The organism is Homoserinimonas sp. A447, from assembly GCF_054489325.1.
The window spans coordinates 1,952,761-1,976,155 of sequence record NZ_JBTMWW010000001.1; the positions used below are offsets into that span (position 1 = coordinate 1,952,761).

The following is a 23,395-nucleotide window of genomic DNA, read 5'->3' on the forward strand; positions in this document are numbered from 1 at the left end:
TTTCGCTCATTAGATTGAATGACAGTGCCCCTTCACACAGCAGCCAGGTCAGCGCGTCCCGTTTGCCGCCGCAGACGTCACGCCAGACTTCGCAGTGCCCGGATGCTCATGGCCACCCTGGCCCTCACGGTCGCCTTCGGCGGAGTGGGCGCGTCCGCGACATGGGCAGACGAGACCCCTCCACCGACGTCCACACCGTCAGCCACCCCGCCTCCGGAAGAGCTCCAGCCTGCACCCGCTGTGACCATCACCTCGCATGCCGATGACGACTTCCTGCCGAGCAACGCAGCCACCGTCAGCGGGAAGAAGTCCGCTGGAGGCAGCGTTGTCGTGACCGCCGGCGGGAACACCTTCTGCAGCACGCCGGTGACCGATCCGGCGAGCACCGACTGGGGCTGCTCCGGGACTCTTCCCAACGGGTCAGACCTCACCCTCACAGCGACCGAAACCCTCGCCGACGACAGCACCAGCCAGGCAACGGTGACCGTGCACGTACTGGGCCCGCCCACCCTGACTCCGACATCCCCCCAGGAGACACGCGGTGTTGCCTCCGGTATGGGATATCCGGGATCGGCCATCACGCTGTTCGTGAACGGGGCAGCTCAGAGTTGTAATGCCCTGGTTGCCCCCAACGGCAAATGGATCTGCACCATCGCTGGCGGCCCGGGAGAATACGACGTCCAGGCAGAACAGACCACGATGATGGGTGGTTTCGGCAGGACTTCGAACCCGAGCAGTCAGGTGACCATCGTGGTGAACCCGGGGCCGCCCACCGCGACCCCGGCCCCGGTGATCCCGCCGCCGGCACCCATCCGCCCCCCGCCTGCACCGGTGGTCCCGGAAGAGCCGGCTCCCACGCCCACACCGTCACAGACCCCTGACGAGCGGGCGGATTCCGGAACCCTTCCCTGGCTCGACCGCCCCATCTTCCCGGGGCCGGGTGGGGAGGGGCCAACGGCCAGAGAGGCATTGACCAATTGGGGCACGTCGACCGGTTTCGGGTCGCGCCTCCCCACCCCGCAGGAGACGGTCACAACTGGCAATTGGTTGTGGGCGCCACTGCTCGCCATCGCCTTCATCGGGCTCATCGCCCTGCCCCTCCGCCTGCTGGCAACTACGCTCCGCGGAAGGTTCACCTTCCGCAAACCGCAGTTCGCCGGACGCAATCGGGGAGCAGTGGTCGCTGAAGAGCCGGTTCCACGCAATCCGTGGCTGATGGGAGCCGTGCCGCTCGCCGCCACGGCCGGGCTGATCGTGCTCGCCCAGGGGCTCAACGGAGAGGTGCGCTACCTGAGGCTGCTCTTCGCCGTCGGCGCGGGGCTGGCAATCCTCAACGTCGTCGGTGTCGCGATCGCCACGAGATTCGCCTCCCGAGGCCAGGGGGTGACCGGCCGGCTGCGGTTCCTCCCGCTCCTCCTGCTCATCGCAGCAATCGCCACCGTGCTGGCCCGCGTCACCGGAATGGAAACGCCGCTGGTCGGCGGCGTGCTGATCGGCGTCGGCTTCGCGCTCTCGGTGCCGGCCAGACCGCGTGCCCTCGTCAACCTCGCCCAGGTGGGTGGGGTGCTTGCGCTGGCAATGGTGGCGTGGCCGTTGCACAGCCTGATGGGCACAGTCGAAGGATTCTGGGCATCCGTTCTCTACGAAATGTTGGCGACCGTGAGCCTTGCCGGACTCGGATCCGCGCTGATCCTCATGCTCCCGATCGGCGCACTACCCGGCCGGGTGGTGCTCGAGTGGTCGCCGAAGGCGTGGTTCGCCGCCACACTCGTGGTCGGCACGGTAGCCGCAGCCGTACTGTTGGGCGGCATCCAGCCGACCTTCCCGATGCTCGCAACGCTGCTGACCGTCATCGGGTTCGCTGCAGTGTGCGTGGCCGTCTGGGCCTGGACCAACTACGTCGAAGTGTCCCGCGTCTGACACTGCGGCGCCGAGCGAGTACACCGAGCCAGTGCTCCGTGCGAGTACCCCCAGTGGGACTCGAACCCACACTTGGACGATTTTAAGTCGTCTGCCTCTGCCAATTGGGCTATGGGGGCCCGCGACCAGCCTGCCCTGCAGATTACGGCAGCTGCAGACTACAGCGGCCTGGACTTACAGCAGTTGCAGACTACAGCGGCTCAGACTACGGCTGCTACCTGCCGGCCGAAACCTTCTCCTTGGCGGATGCCGCCGGCCCCGCGGGTGCCGCCTTCTTGGCCGGGGCCGCCTTCGGGCGCGCGGCGAACTCCTCGAAGGAGGCACGAGGATAGCGGCGAGCCTCCAGGGAGACGATGTCGCGGCGCAGGAAGAAGTTGAGGAACCAGACCACGAAGACGCGGATCTTGCGCTCCCAGGTGGGGATGGCGAGGCCGTGGTAACCGCGGTGCATGAGCCAGGCGATCAGGCCCTTGATGGCCAGGTTGCCAGCCTGGAAGACACCCTCACCCAGGCCAATGCCGGCAACGGCACCCTGGTTCTTGTGGAAGTAGTCCTTGGGCTCGTCGCCGCGGAGGGTGGCCACGATGTTCTTGGCCATCAGCTTGCCCTGGCGCACCGCGTGCTGGGCGTTGGGAACGCAGAAGCCGCCAACGCCGCCACCCGACAGGTCGGGTACCGCGCTGACATCACCGGCGCCCCAGGCATCCGGAACCACCTCGCCGTCTTCGGTCACGACGCGCAGGTCGGTGCCGACGCGCAGGCGCCCACGCTCCTCCACCGGAAGATCGGTGTTGCGCACGACCGGGTTGGCCATGACGCCTGCGGTCCAGACGATAGTGTCCGACTCGAACGATTCACCGGTCGACATTTCGATGACACCGTCGACGGCAGACGTGAGCTGCGTTTCGAGGTGCACGTCAACACCGCGCGACTCGAGGTTCTTGATCACCCAGTGGCTGGTCTCCAGCGACACCTCCGGCATGATGCGCCCCATGGCCTCGATGAGGTGGAAGTGCGTGTCGTCGAACGACAGCGTCGGGTAGTAGCGCAGCAGTGAACTGGCCAGGCTGCGCATCTCGCCGATCGCCTCGATACCTGCGAATCCGCCACCGACCACCACGAAGGTGAGCAGGCGGTCACGCTCGGGGCCGGCCGGGAGGTTGGATGCCTTCTGGAAGTTGGTGAGGATGCGGTCGCGGATCTCGACGGCCTCCTCGATGTTCTTGAGGCCGATCGCCTCGTCGGCGACACCCGGAATCGGGAAGGTGCGGCTCACAGCGCCTGCGGTCACGACGATCACGTCGTACTGCTGCTGCCACGGCTCGCCCACCTCGGGGGTGATGGTCGCCGTCTTGTTGGCGTGGTCGATCGCGGTGACCTTCGCGGTCACGACCTCGGCCGACTTCGAGAGGTGCCTGCGCAGCGGAACCACGGCGTGACGCGGCTCGATCGACCCGGCAGCCACCTCAGGGAGGAACGGCTGGTAGGTCATGTAGGGCAGAGGGTCGACCACCGTGACTTCCGCTTCACCGCGGCGAAGCCACTTGTCAAGCTTCAGGGCAGTGTAGAAACCGGCATAGCCGCCGCCGACAATCAGGATTTTAGGCACGACCTATAGCTTACCGCCTGTCGCGAACCCGCCTGAACGAGCGAACGGCGGCCACAGCGGATGCCGTCAGCAGCCCCCCGAAGGTGCCGTAGACCAGGAGCGGCACGCCAACCGTCCTCAGCGAATCCACCGTCGGCAGTAGCGTGCCCAGCGGATTCTCCGGCCCGGCAATCGGAGCCGGGGCGGGCGTCGGCGTGGGAGTGACGGTTTCCGTGGGCACGTCGGAAGGCTGCGAGTCTGCGCGCCGGTAGAGGCGGATCCATTCCTCCAACTGGTCGGCAGGGTTGTCAGTGACCGGCGCGACATTGGCAAGCACGGCGGCGGCGGCATTGATGCGGCCGTGCCCGTAGATCGGGCTCACTTTTTCGCCGCCGACCTGCGTCGCGGTGGCGGTGATGCGGTTGATCACGTTGCCGGCATCCAGCTCCGGATGCGCCGAGCGCACCAGGGCGACCAGGCCGGCCACCAGCGGGGTCGCCCCACTGGTCCCGTTCCACAGCACGTACTCGCCGCCCGGCACGGCACCCACCAGTTCCTCGCTCGGCGCCGCAACCGAGATGGTGATCCCCTGGGATGATGCGTCGAAGCTGGCCGAACCGTTCCGGTCGACACCGGCAACCGTCAGCACGCCGGGCATGGTGGCCGGGGCGCCGACCTGCGTCGTCCCACTCCCCCGGTTGCCGGCGGCCGCGACGATCACAACGTCGTGCTGCATCGCGTAGAGGAACGCGTCGTCCCAGCTCTCCGGCCACTCCAGCGTGTTGCGGGTGAGGGACATGTTGATGACATCCGCACCGTTGTCGACCGCCCACCGCACCGCCGTCGCGATCTGGTCGTCAGAGCTGACGTTTCCCGCACCGAACCCCATCGAGATCGCCAGCAACTTCGCCTCCGGCGCGACGCCGATGACGCCGGCCCCGTTGCCGTGACCGTGCCCGGCGAGCAGTGAGGCAACCATGGTCCCGTGGTTGCTGGACTCGCCGACCGGGGCCTGGCCGTTCGCTGCCCCGACGCCCGAGACATCCGTTCCGGCAATGACCTGACCGGTCAGGTCCGGGTGGCTTCCGTCGATACCGGTGTCGATCACCGCGACCGTGACGCCGGCACCCCGGGTGGTGTTCCACGCCTGGCTGATGCCGTACTGGTCCAGCCAGTATTGGCGGTCGCGGATGGAGTCGGCCGCCGCCGGGGAGGCAATCACCAGCACCGAGGCGACGATGCCCAACGAGGCCAGCGCTGCCAGCCAACGCCTCATCATCCGGCGCTGCTGTCCGGCTCAGCTGTTGAATGGCCTGTTGCCTTCGCCGAATAGTCGGCGCACTCGCAGACGCTCGGTGACCAGGCGCAACGCTCGAGCGCGAGGTCGCCGATCGGGTTCACCCCGGGGCCGGCCGCGAGGGAGTGCCCGACCAGCGCGTGCAGGCACTTGACCCGGCTGGGCATTCCGCCGGCGGAGATGCCGGCGATCTCCGCAACATCCTCGATGCTGGCGCGGTCGGCGAGGTACGCCTGGTGCGCGGCCTCGTACGCCACCGCCGTTTCGCCCTCGAGCAGTGCAGCCAGCTCAGGCATCACCCCCGTCGCCTCCAGGGTGGAGACGGCTGCAGTCGCCGCCGGGTGGCTCAAGTAGTAGAGGGTCGGGAACGGTGTTCCGTCGTCGAGGCGCGGCTTCGTGGCAACGACCGTCGGGGCGCCGCACACACAGCGCGCCGCGATACCGATCACGTTGCGCGCGGGACGGCCCAGTTGGTGCGACACCGTGGCGATGTCGGCATCCGTCGGAGCGTCGAAGGGTGGCGTGGTCACGAAAAGTCCTGTCTCGGCGTTCTTGTTCTCTCTGGTTCTATTCTCACTGCGCACCCTGGATGACCGGGGCGATGATCTCATCCGGAGCAGCCTCGGTCAGCCCGGCTGTGAGAACCGACGACAGCATGGTCTTCACCCAGTCCACCTCGGTCGTCTGCAGCTCGTCGCTGATCGGAACACCGTTCGGGGTGACGACGGTCGCGCCGTCATCGATCACCAGGTAGCTGAACTCCCCCGGCTTCACGTAGTAGAGACGTTCGCGGGCCTGGGTTTCGACGTAGCTGGGGTCATCCCAGCGGGCGCGCTGGTCTTCGAGCTCGTCGAGTGCGTCCTCCGCAGCCTGCACCTGCGCCTCGAGGGCGGCGATCTCCTGCCGCTGGTCGACCCAGATGCGCAGCGACGGTGCCAGCACCACGATGAACAACACGATGATGGCGAGGGTCATGATCGTGAAACCGGACAGGCGGATGCCACGCAGCCAGTTCGCGCTCGCCCCGGGTGCGGGCATGGCTACGGCAACCTTCTGGGTACGCGGCCGCCTGGTCATGCGAAAAGCCTAACTTGCGGCAGCCGGGAGACCGCCGCTGACCCGCCCCTTACCCGGCTGACGACCGCAGGACAGCGGGTCGAGCTTGTCGAGCGTTGCACTGAGCTTGTCGAAGTGACCAATCGAGCTTGCCGAGATGTGGTGCGAGGCTTCGGCAGGCTCAGGTGGTCTGGGCAAGCTGAAACCGAACGTCAGCCCTTGAAGCGCGGGAAGGCGCTGCGTCCCGCGTAGACCGCGGCAGCGTCGAGTTCCTCCTCGATGCGCAGCAGCTGGTTGTACTTGGCCACCCGCTCAGAACGTGCCGGTGCACCGGTCTTGATCTGGCCGCAGTCGGTGGCGACGGCGAGGTCGGCGATGGTGGTGTCCTCCGTCTCACCAGACCGGTGGGACAGGATCGCGGTGTAACCGCTGCGCTGGGCGAGCCGAACGGCATCCAGGGTCTCAGTCAGCGTGCCGATCTGGTTGACCTTCACCAGGATCGAGTTCGCCGTACCCTTCTCGATGCCGGTCGCCAGACGCTCCGGGTTGGTGACGAAGAGGTCGTCACCGACGATCTGGGTCTTGTCGCCGAGCTCGCTGGTCAGCTGCGCCCAGCCCTCCCAGTCGTCTTCGGCCAGCGGGTCTTCAATCGACACCAGCGGGTAGGAGGCGACGAGGTCGGCGTAGTATGCGCTGAGGTCGGCAGCCGTGAGCTGCTTGCCCTCGAAGGTGTACTTGCCCTTCTCGAAGAACTCGGTGGCGGCCACGTCGAGGCCGAGTGCGATGTCCGTGCCGACCGTGAAGCCGGCCTTGGTGATCGCTTCGACCAGCAGGTCGAGCGCGTCGCGGTTGCTGCCGAGGTTCGGGGCGAAGCCGCCCTCGTCGCCGAGACCGGTGCTGAGCCCCTTGCCGTGCAGGATGCTCTTCAGGGCGTGGTACGTCTCGACGCCCCAGCGCAGACCTTCGCTGAACGTCTCGGCACCGATCGGCAGGATCATGAACTCCTGGATGTCGACGTTGCTGTCGGCGTGCGATCCACCGTTGATGACATTGAGCATCGGCACTGGGAGGGTGTGGGCGTTCGGTCCGCCGAGGTAGCGGAACAGCGGGAGGTCGGCGGAGTCGGCCGCGGCTTTCGCCACCGCCAGGCTCACCCCGAGGATGGCGTTGGCGCCGAGTGCCTTCTTGTTGTCTGTGCCGTCCAGTTCGATCAGCGCAGCATCCACCAGTCGCTGGTCGGCGGCGTCGAAGCCTTCGAGCTCCGGGCCGATCACGTCGATGACCGCGTCGACCGCTTTCTGCACGCCCTTGCCGAGGTAGCGCTTCTTGTCGCCGTCGCGCAGCTCGTACGCTTCGAACGCCCCGGTGGAGGCCCCGGAGGGGACGGCGGCGCGGGAAACCGTGCCGTCTTCGAGCAGTACCTCGACTTCGACGGTCGGGTTACCCCGGGAGTCCAGGATTTCGCGAGCTTCGACGGCCTCGATCAACGACACAGGAGTTCTCCTTCAACGCAGTGGGGGTGGATGCCCCTAATCCTAACCGCGCGGCTGGAGCTCGAGACCGCAGCTTCGGCCCGAAAACAGGCGGGGGTGGGGCCGTTTCTGCGGTCTCGCGGGATGGAACGGGAGGGGACGGCGGGCTAGGCGAGGGGGCGCGGCTCCAGTGTGTCGGGGGTGGTCGCATCCGTCACGGTTGCGAAGTGGGTGTAGCCGGATGCTGCCAGCTGGTCGAGCAGAACCCGCAGGTTCTTGACGCGCGGCTCCAGGCGCACGCGCTTGCCGTCGGCGATCAGCGACTGCTTCAGCGCGACCAGGGCGGCGGGGTCGGCGTCGCGGTCGTGCAGGAGGGCTATCGACGCAACGTCTTCCGTCGAGTCGAGCGTGACCAGGTCGACCAGGCGCTCGAAGCCGAGCGAGAAGCCGGTGGCGGGAACATCCGTTCCGAGGAATCGCCCGATCATGCCGTCATAGCGGCCACCTCCACCGAGCGAGTAGCCGAGCGACGGATGCGCGACCTCGAAAATGGTGCCGGTGTAGTAGCCCATACCCCGCACCAGGGTGGGGTCGAACTCTAGCGTTGAGCCGGGAACGGCTGCGCGCAGGTCCAGCAATTGCCGGTAGGCGTCACGGTCGAGCCACTTGAGTTCGCCCTCCAACAAGTCCCAGCCACCGACCTCGAGCGCGTCGGAGAGCCCGTCGGTGTTGATGCCGAGCTCGGCCAGTTCCGCGGCGACCCCGCCTGCCCCGATCTTGTCCAGCTTGTCGATGGTGATGAGCGCGCGCTCCTGCAGGTCGGTCGGCACTGCCCAGTGGTTCAGAAGCCCGGTGAGGATGCGGCGGTCGTTGATGCGGATGCTGCAGTCGCCGAGTCCAAGCGCGGTCAGTGCTGCCTGGGTCGCCGTGATCAGCTCGACTTCCGCCAGCGATCCCGCCTCGCCGATTATGTCGATGTCGCACTGCACGAACTGCCGGAAGCGCCCCTTCTGCGGTCGTTCCGCCCGCCAGACCGAGCCGATCTGGATGGAGCGGAACACGCTGGGGAGCTCCGCACGGTGGGTGGCGTAGAACCGGGCGAGCGGCACGGTGAGGTCGAACCGGAGCCCCAGGTCGGCCAATTGCAGGGCATCCGTCGCAGCGTGGAGGTCTTCGGGAGTCAAACCTCGCTTCAGCACACCGAACGCCAGTTTCTCGTTGTCGCCGCCGAGACCGGCGTGCAGTCGTGAGGAGTCCTCCATGACCGGGGTTTCGATCTCGTCGAAGCCGTGGGCGCGGTAGACGTCCCGGATGACGCCCAGCACCCGTTCGCGTCGTTCTTTGTCTGCTGGCAGGAAGTCGCGCATGCCGCGAGGCGGGTTTACCGGGGAGGCCATGAGCCCATTCTGGCAGGTGCGGCGGGCCGGTCCACCGCGACTCCGGATGCGCCTTCTGACACCCGTTCTGCTGGGTTGCGGGCCGAGGGGGTCGTCGCCGGGCCGATTGACGCAAGATTGTTGCTTCGATCATCACTTTTTCGCGCGTTCGGCTCTCTATGATCAGCGGTGTGATTACCCGCGATTCTGCGGCGTTCCTTGAGTTCGCCCGCACACTCGACACCGACTTCGGTCCGGCGACTGCCCGCGCCGCGTTCCTGGTCTCCCCCGACGGTTTTGTCCGTACCGATGAGTCCGCCGAGGACAACCGCTACATGGCCGAGGCGGATGCCTATGACCCGGCACGCGCGGCTCGCCAGCATCGCGAGTTGCACCGTGCCCTGACTGCGGTGATCCCGACCATCACCTTCGCCGGTGACCCGGTGACGCCCGATGCGGTGTTCCCGAACAACGTGTTTGCGACGGCGGCCGGTCGTTACGTCGTGGGTCGAATGCATCACCCGGTGCGGCGCGCCGAGGCGGATCGCACGGACATCCGTGACTTCTTCGGTGATGTGCTGGGCTACCAGGAGGTCGACCTGTCGACTCAGCCGCACGCGTGTGAGCTCACCGGTGCTCTCGTGGTGGACCGTGCCCGCGGTATCGGTTTCGTCGGCCTTTCGGAGCGTTGCGACGAGGAGGGCGCCCGGCTCATGCACGAGGCGTTCGGCCTGCGTGCGACGCTGATGTTCGACCTCTCCCCGGAGGAATACCACACGAATGTCGTGCTTGCGGTGCTGGCCGGGCGGGCTGTGATCATCGGTCCGCACGCGTTCGCCGATCCGGCCGTGGTGGATGCGATCGCGTCGTTGTACGCGCCTCACACGATCATCCTGGAGCCGGAGGAGCACCTGGCCTTTGTCGGTAACTCCATCTCGCTGAATGAGACGCAAGTTTGGATGAGCGCTGGTGCGGATGCTGCACTCACCGACCAGCACCGTGCCGACCTGGCGGATGCCGGCTTCCGCGTCGAGTCGGTGGAGTTGGACGGCATCGAGGTGGCCGGCGGGTCCCTGCGTTGCTGTGTTGCGGAGATCTTCTAGCTCGGTCGTTCGCTGGTCCAGCTGGTCCTGCCTGGCACCGACGATGACGTCACTTGTCTTCGATGAGCCTGTTGCAAGCGGCGTCATCGAAGACGAACTGCCGCAACGTATGGTCAGGCCGAGGAGCCCGGCTGCGCAAGCAGTACGTCGACCCTGGTACGAACGGCAGCCATCATGTGGCGGAACGCGGCGGTGGCCCGCTCCACATCCTGGTTGACCACCAGGTCGTACTGGATGCCGAAGACGGTGTCGATGAGCAGCCGCGATTCCAATTCGGCATCCGCTTCGCTCAGCCCCAGGCTGCGTAGCGCTTGGGTGCTGATCGCCAGCCAGTCCGCATGCAACTCTCGGGAGAAGGTGTGATCGGGATCCAGCACCTCCATCATGGAGGCCTCGAACTGCAGCCGCTGAAGTTTCTGATTGCGGGGCTCCACCGACCACTCCCACGATCGCTCCAGCCTCTTGAAGTAGGCGTCAACCGTGCCGTAGTCCTCGCGAAGTGCCGGCTCGATGTCCTGCTCGCTCTCCGCGATTGCAGCCACTATGTCGCTCAGCAATTGGGCGCGCGAACCGAAGTGGTACACGAGGGTGAACGTGCTGACGTCCAGTGCCTTGGCAACGGTGCGGAAGGAGAGCGTGGCGAGCGGCTTGTCGAGCAGGTAGTCCAGGATCTGGGCGAGCAGCACTGGCTTGCGTGAGGCATCCGCTTCTCTGGTCACGCGGTTAACATAACAGTCGTTTGCCACGAAGTGTGACTATTAGTCACCATCATTGGCGCGGAGACAGCCCCAGTTCGGGGCGGATGCTGGACGGGCTAGATTGCTCCGCCGGCAGCCTGCGGCGCATCCGCTTCCATTCGGCCGTTGCCGACGTTCTCGCGCACCAGGTAGTTCTCGACGTCGAACAGGTTGCCGGCGCGCTCGATGATGGTGAGGAGCGTCGCCATGGAGGCGACCTCTTCGACCTGTTCCTTCAGGAACCAGAGCATGAACTGCTCGCCCAACGCGTCGTTCTCCGCGCGGGCCGCAGCGAACAGGCCCTCGATCTGCGCGGTGACGCGCTTCTCCTGCTCGAGGGCGAGAGCGATCGGCTCACGCTCCGAGGCGAAGTCGTTGCGCACCGCGGGAACCGCCGGAATGACGATGCCCATGTCGCGGTCGAGGCGGTACTGAACCAGCATCATCGCGTGATTCCGCTCCTCCAGCGACTGCTGGTAGAAGTGCTTGGCGAGCTGCGGCAGGTCGCGGTTGTCGTACCAGACGGCGATGGCGATGTACTGCTGGGACGCCTCGAACTCATTGCCGATCTGATCCGCGAGTAGTTGGTCGAAGGTGGAATTCGTCATGGCTAGACGGTACCTTCTCGCGGGATGCGTCGCATCCGCCCAATGCTCAGGACTCCCGGTGAGCTCGCCATAACGGTCGTTTGCACTAACGGTCGTTATGTTATTCTTGCTTCGCGCCGCACCGCTCTCGTTGACGTGTCCGAGTCGAACTGGCACACAATCCCTGAAAGAACGTCGCCGTCCTTTCATTCAAACATGGCCGGTGATCGGGTAAATCGCCGGCCAGAGCCGGGGCCAGACGTTTGTTGTGAAATTTCCAGCAAAATGAGGCCCGGGCTGGGTGCCCTCTCCATTCGGGTTGGAGAGGGCACCTCACTTTAATCAGCCGACCGTCCCGATCAACCCGGCGTCGAACGGGTCGCCAGTTTCTGCTTCACGAATCTCGTCCTGCAACCCGCGCAGCGTCCTACGCAGCGCTCGCTCGGCATCGAGCCCCTGGCTGCGGGCGGATGCGACGATCGCCAGCAACAGTCCGCCCAGTTCGTCTTCAGACGCCACCGGAACGGATGCCCCGGCATCCGCGCCGAGAACGCCCAGCTTCTCGGCCCGGCCGACCACCTTGTCGGCGAGCGCCAGCGCCGGCATGCCCTGCGGAATCCCGTCGAGCACGCTGGTTCGCGCCGGCTTCTCTGAGGCCTTCAGCCCATCCCAGGCGGCGACCACATCATCCGCCGACCGGATGTTCATCTCAGCCTGCACCGTCTCATCGCCGAAGACGTGCGGATGCCTGCCGATCATCTTCTTCGTCATGTGGGCCGCGACATCCTCAAGCGTGAAGTCCTCGCCCGGGGTGTGTGCGGCAATATCGGAGTGGAAGATGACCTGGTAGAGCACGTCGCCGAGTTCCTCGATCATCTCGTCGCGGTTGCCGCTCTCGATCGCGTCGATCAGCTCGTAGGTCTCCTCGACCAGGTACTTAACCAGGGATTCGTGCGTCTGCTCACGGTCCCACGCGCATCCGCCGGGTGCCCGCAGCTTGTGCAGCACCGCGATCAGTTCCTCAAGCCTGGGGTGTGCAGTGTCAGTCATGGCATCCATCATTCCATCCGTTCGGTGGCTGCAAACCGCGGCACGTTGCCGCTTGAACGTCATGGACCCGGCAATGTGACGCAGGTGGGCGTCGGAGCCGGCCTGCCCGGGCTGAAAGAATGGAGCGTGCTCTCCCCCAGCCTCGCCGCCACTCCCGCCATCGCCGCGGCCGTGCTGGCGGTGCTGCTGGCCTGGCTGATGGTGCGCGCGATTCGGAAGGACCGCCGCGAGTACGGCAGGTTCAAGCGCTACCGCACGACGAAGCGTCGCCAGGCGCTCTACCGCAAGTGGGTGTTCGAGTCGTTCCTGGTCTTCGGCGGCAGCGCGCTGGTGGTGACGGTGCTGGTCTGGCAGCACATCCCGCTGTTCTTCGACGAGTTCTACGCGCTGCCCAGTATCGTGGAGTTCGGGCACCTGGTCTCCGACACCGGCGGGCTCATCCCCGGCCTGGCCATTGGCCTCACGGTCACTCTCATCGTCGGCAGTGTCGTCGGCATCTACCTGGCCCGCCACAGCGACGAGGTGCCGGCGATCGGCGACATCGCCGCGCTCCTGCCCCGCAACCGGATGGAGCTGCGCTACGGCGCCCTACTGTCGGTGAATGCCGGCGTGGTCGAGGAGCTGCTGTTCCGGCTGGCCTTCCCGGTGCTCATTTTCGCCGCAACGGGCAACGCCGCCGTTGCGGTCGCCGCGAGCATCGCCCTCTTCGGGCTCCTGCACATCTACCAGGGCGTCTGGGGCGTGATCGGGTCACTGGTGATCGGCACGCTGCTGATGGCCGTCTTCCTGGCGACCGGCAGCATCCTGATCGCTGTACTGCTGCACGCGCTCATCGACCTGCGCTCGCTCGTGCTGATTCCGGTGGTCGTCTACCGCGTGCACCGCGTCACCGTTGGAGCACACCGAACGACAGCACCGGCGGCGCGATAACGATCGCCACCAGCGCGACGTTAGTCGACGGGAGCGACGACGACGGATGCCGGCGCAGGCTCGAAGATCGCGGTCAGCAATTCGCCGGCCCAGGCGATCAGTGCCGAATCCTCCAGCCGCTCGCCGTGCAGTGACGGAAGCGGCACCAGCACCGAACGGGTCTGGGCCAGGTAGCGGGCTCCGGCGAACATCCGCTTCAGCCGCACCTGTCGGGAGTCGGGCAGTTCGGCACCGACTACGCGCAGGTTCGGTCCGACCGCGATCACTTCGCTCAGCCCGCACTTCTGGGCGAGCAGGCGAAGGCGGGACACGGCCAGCAGGTTGAGCACCTGCTGCGGTGGCTCGCCGTAGCGGTCGGTGAGTTCCTCGAGAACGTGGTCGATGGCATCCGGGGCTGCCGCCGGCGATGACGCCGTTGACAGTTTCTGATACGCCTCCAGGCGCAATCGTTCGCTGTCGACATACTGCTCGGGAATTCGGGCGTCGACCGGGAGCTCCAGCCGCAGCTCGGTCTGCCCCTCCGCCACCTCGCCGCGGAACGTGCTGACCGCCTCGCCGATCATCCGCAGGTACAGGTCGAAGCCGACACCGGCGATGTGGCCGGACTGCTCTCCGCCGAGCAGGTTGCCCGCGCCGCGGATCTCCAGGTCCTTCAACGCCACCTGCATGCCGGCGCCCAGCTCGTTGTTCGCGGCAATCGTTGCCAGCCGGTCGTGCGCCACCTCACCGAGCGGCTTGTCGCCGTCGTACAGGAAGTACGCGTACGCGCGCTCGCGCCCACGCCCGACTCGGCCGCGCAACTGGTGCAGCTGCGACAGCCCGTACTTGTCTGCCCGGTCGATGATGAGCGTGTTCGCGTTGGTGACGTCCAGCCCCGTCTCGATGATGGTGGTGCTCACCAGGACGTCGAATTTGCGCTCCCAGAAGTCGACCATTACCTGCTCGAGCACACCCTCCGGCAGCTTTCCGTGGGCCACCGCGATGCGCGCCTCCGGAACCAGCTCCGCGATCTGGGCGGCCACCCGGTTGATGCTGGACACCCGGTTGTGCACGAAGAAGACCTGCCCTTCGCGCAGCAGCTCCCGCCGGATTGCCGCACCGACCTGCTTCTCGTTGTACGGCCCAACGAAGGTGAGGATCGGATGCCTGTCCTCCGGTGGCGTCGCCAGCGTGGACATCTCACGGATGCCGGTGACCGCCATCTCCAGCGTGCGCGGGATCGGCGTGGCGCTCATCGCCAGGATGTCGACGTTGGTCTTCAGCTTCTTGAGGGCGTCCTTGTGCTCGACGCCAAAGCGCTGCTCCTCATCAATGATTACCAGCCCGAGGTTCTTGATGACGATGCCCTTCGACAGCAGCCGGTGGGTTCCGATGACCACGTCGACCGTGCCATCCGCCAGCCCGTCGATGACCTCCTTCGACTCCTTCTCGGTGTTGAACCGGCTGAGCCCGCGCAGGTGCACCGGGAAGCCGGCGAACCGCTCGGAGAAGGTCTCGAGGTGCTGCTTCACCAACAGTGTCGTCGGCACCAGCATGACCACCTGCTTGCCATCCTGGATCGCCTTGAACGCTGCGCGAACCGCGACCTCCGTCTTGCCGTAGCCGACGTCTCCCGAGATGAGCCGGTCCATCGGGATCGGCCGCTCCATGTCGGCCTTCACCTCGTCGATGGTGGTCAACTGGTCATGGGTCTCGGCAAACGGGAAGGCTTCCTCCAGTTCGCGCTGCCACGGGGTGTCCGGCCCGAAGGCGTGGCCCTTGCTCGCCATCCGCGCCGAGTACAGCTTGACCAGTTCGACCGCGATGTCGCGCACCGCCTTGCGGGCGCGACCCTTCGCCGCCGCCCAGTCGCTGCCGCCCATCTTGCTGAGGGCCGGCGCCTCGCCGCCCACGTAGCGCGAGATCAGGTCGAGCTGGTCCGTGGGCACGTACAGCTTGTCACCCGGGTAGCCGCGCTTGGACGGCGCGTATTCGATCAGCAGGAATTCGCGTTCGGTCTTGACCGGATTCCGCCCACCCGAACTCACTTCGCGGCGCACCAGTTCCACGAATTTTCCGATGCCGTGGGTCTGGTGAACGATGAAGTCGCCGGCCTTCAGCTGCAGCGGGTCGACGACGTTGCGGCGGCGGGATGCCAGCTTCTTCACCTGCCGCGCATCGTGACCGACCGCGCGTCCGTAGAACTCCGACTCGCTGAGCACGGCCAGTTTCAGCTCGGCAGACTCGAAGCCGGATTCAACGGATGCCTGCAGCAGGTACGCGACGCCGGCATCCACCTGCGCGGGGAACGCTTCGACGTTTCGGGCAGCCAGCCCTCGTTCGCTCAACGCCTCAGCTGCGCGTTCGACCAGGCCGGTGCCCTGCGCCGTAACGGCGACTGTCCAGCCTTCGGACAGCCGCTGGGCGACGTGCTCGATGGCACCGTCGGCGTGACCGGTGAAGCTCGGCACGGTGGTCGCATCGATGCGGATGTAGTCGTCGTCGTCAGCGGCACCGGAGTCGAAGGAGCTGAGGGTCCACCAGGCGCGGTCTCCCGCCGCGTCCTTCAGCGCGCTCACCGACAGGAAGTCGCCGGCGTCCAGGTCGATCGGCGCCTCGGCGCCGGCGGTCGCCGCGTTCCAGGCGGCACCGAGGAACTCCCGGTTGGTCTCCACCAGGCTGAGGGCTCGGCTCGCCACCCGCTCAGGTGCGACGACCGCGATGGCCGCATCCGCCGGCAGGTAGTGCGTGATCGGAACCAGCCGGTCGACCAGCGCAGGCGCGAGGGACTCCATGCCGTCGACCGGGATGCCCTCCGCGATCTTGGTCAGCAGCTGCGACAGGCTCGGGAATTCGTGCTGCATCTCGCGGGCACGCTGTCGCACCTGCGGGCTGAGCAGCATCTCGCGGCAGGCCGGCAGGTCGAGCTGGGGCAGGTCGTCGCCGATGCTGCGCTGGTCGGAGACGGAGAAGAACCGCATGCTCTCCACTTCGTCGCCGAAGAAGTCGGCCCGCACCGGGTGCTCGGCGATCGGAGAAAACACGTCGAGAATGCCGCCGCGCACAGCGAACTCGCCACGGCGGGTGACCATGTCGACTCGCGTATAGGCGAGGTCGACCAGCTGGGCGGACAACTCTGCCAGGTTGTAGCCCCGCCCGCCGGCGATCAGGCTGATCGGCTGGAGCGAAGTCAGGTTGTCGGCCAGTGGCTGCAGCGCGGCGCGCACACTCGCCACGACGATGACCGGATGCTGCGGCTCGACCGCTTCGCGTTCCGACCACGCTTGCAGGCGGCGCAGCGCATCGATGCGCTTGCCGACCGTCTCGGTGCTGGGGCTCAGGCGCTCGTGCGGAAGGGTCTCCCAGGCCGGGAACTCGATGACCTCGGCGGTGGGTGCGACGCACGCCAATGCTTCCCGCAGCGACTCGGATTCGCGGCCGGTCGCGACGATCGCGAGCAGCGCCTTCGCCTTCGCCCTCCGGCCGAGCAACCCCGCGAGGAGCGGCGCTCGCAAGCCCTCGACCAGGGAGAAGTCCGCGTCACGCGACGAGTAGGAAAGGGAATCCTCGAACGTTTGGGCGCGCGAAAGGGCAGCGATTAAACCTTCGAGTATCACCGCACAAGTCTATGTTGCTCGTCTGGGAGCAACTCGACGTGTGTGCGCGAGCAGGCGGCTGGGTGTGGATGGGTTGCGGGGCGCCGAGTTTTGAGTGATTGGGGCGGACACGCTTTTTCGTCCGCCCCAATCGCTCAATGTCTGAGCTGAGGAGCAAGCCGTCCATTCCCAGACGCGGCCTCAACGGCGACGCGGTTGCGACACGACTGCCGAGAACAACTCCGCCATCCGCCGCATCGAGTGCTCCGGCGTGTGTTGGGGCGCGGATGCCAGTGCGCCGACCGACAGCGCGGCCCCCCGCTCCGGGTCCCCGAGCACAGACCCGATGGCACCGGCCAGCGCGTCGACGTCGGCGTTCGGCACCAGGATGCCGTTCTCGCCGTCTACCAGCATGTCGGACGGACCATAGTTGACGTCGTAGGCCACCACCGGGCATCCGCGGGCCAGGGCCTCCAGGATCACCAGCGGCTGGCCCTCGTAGGTTCCGGTGAGGACCAGCGCGGCGGCCTCGTTCAGCGCGTCGGCGGCGTTCGGCTGGTGCCCGCGGAATTCGACGGACTCCTGGATGCCCAGCTCTTCGGCGAGCGCCCGCAACCGCGGCTCATCCGGGCCTTCGCCGTAGAGGGCGAGGCGAGCGTCCGGGTTCGCCTGCAACACCGTGTGAAGCGCTCTGAGGGCGTGATCCAGCCGTTTGAGCGGCACCAGCCGGCCGATCATCACAGCCAGGTGGGGATCGCGCTGAACCCCCGGGCGCGCCTCGACGTCGACGGCGTGCGGCACCACCCAGAAGTTGTCTCGCGCGCCGAAACGCCGTTCGACCGCGCGCCGCTGCGTCTCGGTCAGCCAGATGACGGCCTCGAACCGGTGGATCACGTCGAACCAGCTGGCCCACAGGCCGTCGACCGGGGAGTCCCATTGGTACGGGGCGGAGGTGTGCGCGTTGTGCACCGTGTGCACGATCCGCAGTTCGTCGGCCGGGAGGTCGACGAGCAACTCCCCCACCTGCCGCGACTCGCACACCACCACGGATGGCCGACCACCCGGGCTGGTGTCGATCACATGCTGCATCCAGGTGCGGTACAGCTCGCCGAAACCGTCGAGGGAGCCGGCCGGGTTCCCGTCCTCACCGAAGACGACGATGCGGATGGGGGCCTGGTGCCAGTCGGCGCGTCCGGTGACGTAGGGCACCCGCAGCACGACGCGACCGCGCACATCAAAGAAGTCGGTGTGGACGATGGTGCCGCTCTGCGCATCCGTCGCGATAACCCGCCAGGGCCTCCCCTGCGAGTCGAGTTCCGGGTCGCCGAGCACCACATTCCCGGCTTCGGATGCTGGAATCTCGCCGGTGGCCGCCCGCGCGCGCAGGAAGGACGGCGTCTCGCGCGCATCCTGCAGCAGGTTGCGCACCACGGTGTCTCCGCTCATCAACCCGATGGCCGTGAACTCGTCGACCACCCGGTCGTAGTCTGGCCAGAAATCGAAAGTCAGCAGCACCGGGTTCACCCCGGCGTGCTCGGCGAACTGTTGCGCGCGGCGCAGGGTGGAGACGGTGTAGCCACCGTCCATCCCGGGGCGAAGACGGCTCGACGCGATGAAGTAGTTGGCGCCCGGAAAGCGGATGCCCATCAGCGCTTTTCGTAGCCGTGCGGGTTCGATGACTGCCAGTTCCAGGAGTCGACGCAGGCGTCGTCGATGGTTCGGGTCGCTGACCAGTCGAGTTCGCGCTTGGCGAGGGACGCGTCGGCGAAGGTTGCGGGGTCGTCGCCGGGGCGACGACCAACGATTTCGAACGGGATCTCCCGGCCGACGGCACGACTGTAGGCGGCAATGAGCTCAAGAACGGATGTCGCGGTACCCGATCCCAGGTTGTAGAGGCGCGCTCCGGGCGACAGGTGTTCCAGTGCTGCCACATGCCCCACCGCGACGTCCATGACGTGGATGTAATCGCGAAGACCTGTGCCATCCGGGGTTGGGTAGTCGTTGCCGAACACCTGCACGCGGTCCCGGCGCCCGACAGCGACCTGCAGGATGAACGGCGCCAGGTTGTTCGGCTTTTGGGCAGGGTCTTCTCCGATGCGCCCACTGGGGTGGGCGCCAATCGGGTTGAAGTAGCGCAACAGGCTTACCTCGAGGCGGTCATCCGCCACCGACAGGTCACGCAGGATCTGCTCGATCATGTACTTGGTCTTGCCGTAGGGGTGTGAGATGTCCAGGCCGCCGGGGTTTGACTCCACGAATGGAGGATCGACCTTCGTCCCGTACGCTGTCGCGGTCGAACTGAACACGATCTTGCGCACACCGCGGTCCCTCATCACTGTCGCGAGCGTGAGCGTGGATTCCAGGTTGACCCGGTAGTACTCCAGGGGGTTGGCAACAGAGTCGCCCACCGCCTTCAACCCGGCAAGGTGAATGACCGCCTCAGGGTGCTCAGTCTCGAAGACCGCACGGAGCCCGGCTTCATCGCGAAGGTCGACTGGGTGGAATGGCAGTTCCGAACCGGTCAACTCGCGAACGCGCCGCACGGCTTCCTCGCTCGCGTTGACCAGGTTGTCGACGATGATCGGGGTATGGCCGGCCGTCGCCAGTTCGATCGCGACGTGACTGCCGATGAAACCGGCTCCCCCGGTGAGGAGTACCCGCATCAGGTGAAGTCCGGGTCGGGAGCCGAGTCGTAGACGAAGTCTGCCTTCGCCCGGCGACCATTGTTCAGCACGCCGTTGCTCTCCTCCAGATAGCATGCGCCGCACAGCGACTCGTAGCCGACGTGAACGCCATCGATAGCCACCTGGTCGCCATCGAAGACGAACTGCCCGTCGATGGTGCGGGCGTTGAAGACCGCCTTGCGACCGCAGCGACAGATCGTCTTGAGCTCTTCCAGGGAGTGCGACACCTCGAGCAACCGCCGACTTCCAGGGAAGGCGACCGTCTGGAAATCGGTGCGGATGCCGTAGGCGATCACCGGAACATCCTCCTGGATGGCGATCCGCAGCAGGTCATCGACCTGGCTCTCCGTCAGGAACTGCGCCTCGTCCACCAGCAGGCAGCTGACATCCTTGCCGGTGCGCTGCTTCACCTTCGCCCGGTGCGTTTCGAACGCGAAGTAAATGTCTTCATCCGGTGCCACCGTGAAGTCGACCGGACGCCGCACGCCCAGGCGCGACACGATGTCACTGTCACCCCTGGTGTCGATCTGCGGCTTGACCAGGAGCACCTCCTGGCCGCGCTCCTCATAGTTGTACGCGGCCTGGAGCATCGCCGTGCTCTTGCCGCTGTTCATCGCCCCGTACCGGAAATAAAGCTTGGCCACTACTGCAGGTATCCATCCTCGGCAGCGCGGCGGATCAGTTCCGCCTTCTTGCTGGCCGGTCGATTCGCCTTGGCGTACTTCTCACGCACGCGGCGAAGGTAGGTTTTCGCGGTCTCATACTGGACGTTCATCTGGTTGGCCACCTCAGTGGTGCTGTAGCCGGAGACATAGAGCTTGAACGCCTCCACCTCGCCGTTGCTCAGCTTGGGGCGCGAGTGGTTGGTCGCACCGACCGGAAGTGGTCGCCAGTCCTTCTGCAGGTGACCGCTGCGCTCGACGCCCATGACGCTGCGTGCGGTATCCATGACCTCGTGCATCGGCAGCGATTTCGACAGGAATGCGGCGGCACCGGCATCCAGTGCCCGCTCCCTCGCCTCCCGGGTGTCGAGGCTGGTCAGCACGATGACCTTCGCGCCGGCCGCACGGCAGGTGCGAACCCGTGCCTCGATCGACACCGGCTCCTTCAACTGGAAGTCGATGAAGACCAGGTCGGTCGGGAATTGGTCGCTGTGCACGAGCTGGAGCCAGGTGTGCGCACTGAGCACCAGGTCGAAGTCGGTGGCGTTCGCGTTGATCCAGCTGCTGAGGCTGTCAAGCAGCACTTCGTGGTCGTCCAACAGGGCAAGCCTGACCCGTCGGGCCAGGGCGTGATCGCCCGATGCGGGTGTCCCGTCGCTCTCGTTAGCGCTGCTCATACGAAAAGCTTAGTGTGAGCACCCCGTGCAGGTACTCGAGGCGCAGGTCGGTGAACATCACACGGAGTACCGCGAAGTACGGTGCGAAGCGCGATCTGATGGCGTAGTCGGCAATCTCCAGCTCGGCGATCATGACCGCTCGGAACACCGCGCCGTCCCGGAACAGCTCGATCTTCATGAAACCGGCCCGGTGCGCAGAGCCTTCGTGGAGGGCAACGATGAAGGCGCGGAGCGCTGTGCGCTGGTCGTACGACATCTGGTTGGCGACGTGATCGTCGTCGCGCACCAGCGGTTCTGCGCTCACCCCTCCACCGACCCGGTCGGATGCTGTCAATTGGTCGACGGCGTGCTCCAGCCAGCTGCGGTCGACCTCGGCGACCATGACCTTCCTGATCGAGGATGCAATGTCGCGGGCGCGTTCGCGGTCCCCATTGGAGACCGCCGGTTTCTCGATGATCTCCAGGAAGAAGGGCAGCACCTCGCGGTTCAGGATGGTCACGCGGTCTTGCTGCACCGAGCGGGCGATGCCGTCCTCATCGTCCCTCGACACGACCCGGCCGGGTCTCATCAGCTTGCGCTGCCAGCGCTCCAACCCGTCAACGACGGCCTTCGAATGGGCCGCCGCAGCGAACGCGAAGGCGAGAATCGGCATGATCGTCACCGCGACCATGGCGAGCACCGGAGCCCGCCCATCGGACGAGCCGGAGTGCACGACGGTCAGGAACCCGAAGAAGGTCGCAGCGATGGATCCGGCCGCCACGAGTTCCCGGGCCGGCCGATACGGTCCCATGGCAAGCAGCAGGAGCCCGAGCGCGATGGGTCCCCATCCGTTCACGGTGCGCGCTTCGTCCCACTCCGACGCGAGCTCGAACCCGCAGGCGAGGAGGCAGGTGAGCAGGATGATCGTCATGGTTCGCCTGGTGAACGGTGCACGGATCGGGTTGGAGGCGAATACCAGGTGGGTGCAGCTCACCCCGAGCAGCAGCAGGGCGACTATCGCCAGTGGCGGGGTGCTTATCCGGTCGAAGCCGTTGGAAACCATCGTGGCGGCGATAGCGAACGCGCTCATGGTGAACAGGGCGGTCGCCAGGTTATTGCCGAAAGTGCCGATCGGGTCGAGTTGCTGCCGGCTTCGCTCCTGAGTGCTCATCCGCGTTCCTCGGCGGGCTCTGCCGTATCGAGCGAGACGACATCGTCCGCGCCGTCTGCGAGCGGGACGACATCGCCCGCGCCGTCTGTGAGCGGGACGACATCGCCCGCGCCGTCTGCGACCGGTGCGGCGGCTCCCGGCTTCGGCGCAGCGACCGGCACGCGGATGAGCACGGAGGTTCCGTTGCCTGGCGTCGACCACACCTGCACCGTTCCGCCTACGGTCTCGATGCGCCGGCGAACGGATGCCCGCAGCCCGAGCCGGTCCGACCCAACCGCGGTCACCTCGAAACCCCGGCCCTCATCAACGATCATGACCGAGACTTCGGCGTCGGAACCGTACACCGCGATTTCAGCCTTCATCGTTCCTGAGTGCTTGATGACGTTGGCCAGGCACTGCTTGGCGGCAAGCCCGAGCGCGTTGGAGCGCGCGCGGTCGAGGCGCGACACCGCGGCGATGTCGCCGGTTCCGTCCACCACGAGACCCTGGAGCTTCGCATCCTGGACCGCGAGGAACAGCGGTGACTTCCGCCAGTCGGCGGCGGCTGGTGCAGGTTGCTCGACCTCGCGCAGCCACTCCTCCCCGACGAGTACCTCCAGGTCGCGGCGGATCTGTTCGGCCAGTTCCGGCGTCAGCTCCGTTTTCGGCGTGTTCGCGATCGCTGCCAGGTGGCTGAGCACTGTGTCGTGCAACAGCGCGGCCGCCTTCAACTCCATGCCGGACCGGAGCGCGGCAATGCGTTCGTCGCGGGCCGCCCGGTGAAGCAACGGCTGCGCCTTGCGGGCCCGGGACCGGGAGAAGACGGACAACACAATCGCCACCAGCGCAATCACGGTGGCGGTGAAGGTGTAGCTGTCCAGCCCGGTGCGTGCACCGGCCTGTGCGGCCGAGACCAGGGCGAGCGTTTCTGCCGTGGCGTACCCGGTGACCGCCCAGGCGATCGCCGACCAGGCGCTGACTCCGGCGCCGGCGACCATGACCAGGGCGATTTTCGGCAAGGCGAGCCACACTGTGTCGGCGGCGACGGCATCCGGCAGCTGCGTATAGAAGGTCATGCAGTACCAGTAGATCCCTGCCGCGCCAACCGCCACATAACTGACGTCGAAGAGCACCGACTCGAACCGGTCGTTGAGCCACAGCGCGATCGCCATGCCGACCACGGCAGCCAGCGCCGGCCAGAGCGTCAGATCCGGCCGGTCCGCCATGTAGGCGACCACGACCAGTCCGGCGCACAGCAAAGAGGCGAATGCGACCGCGTGGAACGCCTTCTGGAAGGCGATCGACAGCGTGACGCGTGCCAGGTGGCTGGGTAGACCGAGTGACAAGTACTCCACCTCTCCAGCTCGGGTAACTGGATTGAGTATGACAGGACAATCGCTCATCGACGTACCCCGAATTCGCGGGTATTCGAGAGTTAGATCGGGCGTTCTCGACATCTTGTACCCCGAAACAGCGGGATTCAGCTTTTCGGCGTGTCCTGCCGTGAGATGTCGCACCAGAGCCTAGCGAAAAGCCGGCCGCCCGGGGGATC

General features: G+C 66.4%; 19 protein-coding genes and 1 tRNA gene. 3 read left to right on the forward strand and 17 right to left on the reverse strand.

The window, feature by feature from the left end:
* Positions 1 to 102: 102 nt before the first annotated feature.
* Positions 103 to 1,920 carry a hypothetical protein gene (locus ACX3O0_RS09530; RefSeq protein WP_459107561.1) on the forward strand — a complete coding sequence of 606 codons (1,818 nt, stop codon included), beginning with the start codon at positions 103 to 105 and terminating at the stop codon, positions 1,918 to 1,920.
* 45 nt (positions 1,921 to 1,965) lie between these two features.
* On the opposite strand, the gene ACX3O0_RS09535 is transcribed toward ACX3O0_RS09530, so the two are convergent.
* The 7 genes from ACX3O0_RS09535 to hisS form a co-directional block, all read right to left on the reverse strand.
* Positions 1,966 to 2,039: transfer RNA gene (locus tag ACX3O0_RS09535), tRNA-Leu, on the reverse strand.
* A gap of 95 nt (positions 2,040 to 2,134) precedes the next feature.
* Complete coding sequence (locus ACX3O0_RS09540) at positions 2,135 to 3,529, reverse strand: NAD(P)/FAD-dependent oxidoreductase (protein WP_459107562.1); 1,395 nt, start codon at positions 3,527 to 3,529, stop codon at positions 2,135 to 2,137.
* A 10-nt stretch (positions 3,530 to 3,539) separates the two neighbouring features.
* Positions 3,540 to 4,787, reverse strand: a complete 1,248-nt coding sequence (locus tag ACX3O0_RS09545; RefSeq protein WP_459107563.1) for a S8 family peptidase — start codon at positions 4,785 to 4,787, stop codon at positions 3,540 to 3,542.
* Positions 4,784 to 5,335 (reverse strand): DUF501 domain-containing protein, encoded by a 552-nt coding sequence (locus tag ACX3O0_RS09550; RefSeq protein WP_459107564.1) that lies wholly within the window; start codon positions 5,333 to 5,335, stop codon positions 4,784 to 4,786. Before ACX3O0_RS09550 ends, ACX3O0_RS09545 begins: the two co-directional genes overlap by 4 nt.
* 43 nt (positions 5,336 to 5,378) lie before the next feature.
* A complete protein-coding gene (locus tag ACX3O0_RS09555) occupies positions 5,379 to 5,882 on the reverse strand; it encodes an FtsB family cell division protein (RefSeq protein WP_459088274.1) in 504 nt (167 codons plus the stop codon).
* A gap of 191 nt (positions 5,883 to 6,073) precedes the next feature.
* Entirely contained in the window at positions 6,074 to 7,354 is a 1,281-nt protein-coding gene (gene eno / locus ACX3O0_RS09560) for a phosphopyruvate hydratase (RefSeq protein ID WP_459107565.1), read from the reverse strand.
* Positions 7,355 to 7,500: 146 nt separating this feature from the next.
* On the reverse strand, positions 7,501 to 8,730 hold the full coding sequence (gene hisS / locus ACX3O0_RS09565) for a histidine--tRNA ligase (RefSeq protein WP_459107566.1): 1,230 nt from the start codon (positions 8,728 to 8,730) through the stop codon (positions 7,501 to 7,503).
* Between the two features lie 170 nt (positions 8,731 to 8,900).
* Between hisS and ACX3O0_RS09570 the strand changes: the two genes are divergently transcribed.
* The gene (locus ACX3O0_RS09570) at positions 8,901 to 9,812 is read left to right on the forward strand and encodes an arginine deiminase-related protein (protein ID WP_459107567.1); all 912 of its coding nucleotides are present in this window, start codon (positions 8,901 to 8,903) and stop codon (positions 9,810 to 9,812) included.
* A gap of 113 nt (positions 9,813 to 9,925) precedes the next feature.
* On the opposite strand, the gene ACX3O0_RS09575 is transcribed toward ACX3O0_RS09570, so the two are convergent.
* From ACX3O0_RS09575 to ACX3O0_RS09585, 3 genes are all read right to left on the reverse strand, one after another.
* A complete protein-coding gene (locus tag ACX3O0_RS09575) occupies positions 9,926 to 10,531 on the reverse strand; it encodes a TetR/AcrR family transcriptional regulator (protein WP_459107568.1) in 606 nt (201 codons plus the stop codon).
* A 95-nt stretch (positions 10,532 to 10,626) separates the two neighbouring features.
* Entirely contained in the window at positions 10,627 to 11,157 is a 531-nt protein-coding gene (locus ACX3O0_RS09580) for a ferritin (RefSeq protein WP_459107569.1), read from the reverse strand.
* A 321-nt stretch (positions 11,158 to 11,478) separates the two neighbouring features.
* Entirely contained in the window at positions 11,479 to 12,186 is a 708-nt protein-coding gene (locus ACX3O0_RS09585) for a MazG family protein (RefSeq protein ID WP_459107570.1), read from the reverse strand.
* 24 nt (positions 12,187 to 12,210) lie between these two features.
* On the opposite strand from ACX3O0_RS09585, the gene ACX3O0_RS09590 reads away from it, so the two are divergent.
* Positions 12,211 to 13,116 carry a CPBP family intramembrane glutamic endopeptidase gene (locus tag ACX3O0_RS09590; protein ID WP_459107571.1) on the forward strand — a complete coding sequence of 302 codons (906 nt, stop codon included), beginning with the start codon at positions 12,211 to 12,213 and terminating at the stop codon, positions 13,114 to 13,116.
* Positions 13,117 to 13,136: 20 nt separating this feature from the next.
* Here ACX3O0_RS09590 and mfd read toward each other — a convergent pair whose 3' ends face one another.
* From mfd to ACX3O0_RS09625, 7 genes are all read right to left on the reverse strand, one after another.
* Positions 13,137 to 16,712, reverse strand: a complete 3,576-nt coding sequence (gene mfd, locus ACX3O0_RS09595; RefSeq protein ID WP_459107572.1) for a transcription-repair coupling factor — start codon at positions 16,710 to 16,712, stop codon at positions 13,137 to 13,139.
* Positions 16,713 to 16,892: 180 nt separating this feature from the next.
* Positions 16,893 to 18,338, reverse strand: coding sequence for a glycosyltransferase (locus ACX3O0_RS09600; RefSeq protein WP_459107573.1), 1,446 nt, complete (start codon positions 18,336 to 18,338; stop codon positions 16,893 to 16,895).
* The gene (gene galE / locus ACX3O0_RS09605; protein ID WP_459107574.1) at positions 18,338 to 19,354 is read right to left on the reverse strand and encodes a UDP-glucose 4-epimerase GalE; all 1,017 of its coding nucleotides are present in this window, start codon (positions 19,352 to 19,354) and stop codon (positions 18,338 to 18,340) included. The genes ACX3O0_RS09600 and galE overlap by 1 nt, the downstream gene beginning before the upstream one ends.
* Positions 19,354 to 20,019: a thymidine kinase gene (locus ACX3O0_RS09610; RefSeq protein WP_459107575.1), complete on the reverse strand. Its 666-nt coding sequence runs from the start codon at positions 20,017 to 20,019 to the stop codon at positions 19,354 to 19,356. Before ACX3O0_RS09610 ends, galE begins: the two co-directional genes overlap by 1 nt.
* Positions 20,019 to 20,714, reverse strand: a complete 696-nt coding sequence (locus ACX3O0_RS09615; protein ID WP_459088298.1) for a DNA-binding response regulator — start codon at positions 20,712 to 20,714, stop codon at positions 20,019 to 20,021. The genes ACX3O0_RS09610 and ACX3O0_RS09615 overlap by 1 nt, the downstream gene beginning before the upstream one ends.
* Entirely contained in the window at positions 20,701 to 21,864 is a 1,164-nt protein-coding gene (locus tag ACX3O0_RS09620) for a hypothetical protein (RefSeq protein ID WP_459088300.1), read from the reverse strand. The genes ACX3O0_RS09615 and ACX3O0_RS09620 overlap by 14 nt, the downstream gene beginning before the upstream one ends.
* On the reverse strand, positions 21,861 to 23,189 hold the full coding sequence (locus ACX3O0_RS09625) for a sensor histidine kinase (RefSeq protein ID WP_459107576.1): 1,329 nt from the start codon (positions 23,187 to 23,189) through the stop codon (positions 21,861 to 21,863). Before ACX3O0_RS09625 ends, ACX3O0_RS09620 begins: the two co-directional genes overlap by 4 nt.
* Positions 23,190 to 23,395 lie beyond the last annotated feature (206 nt).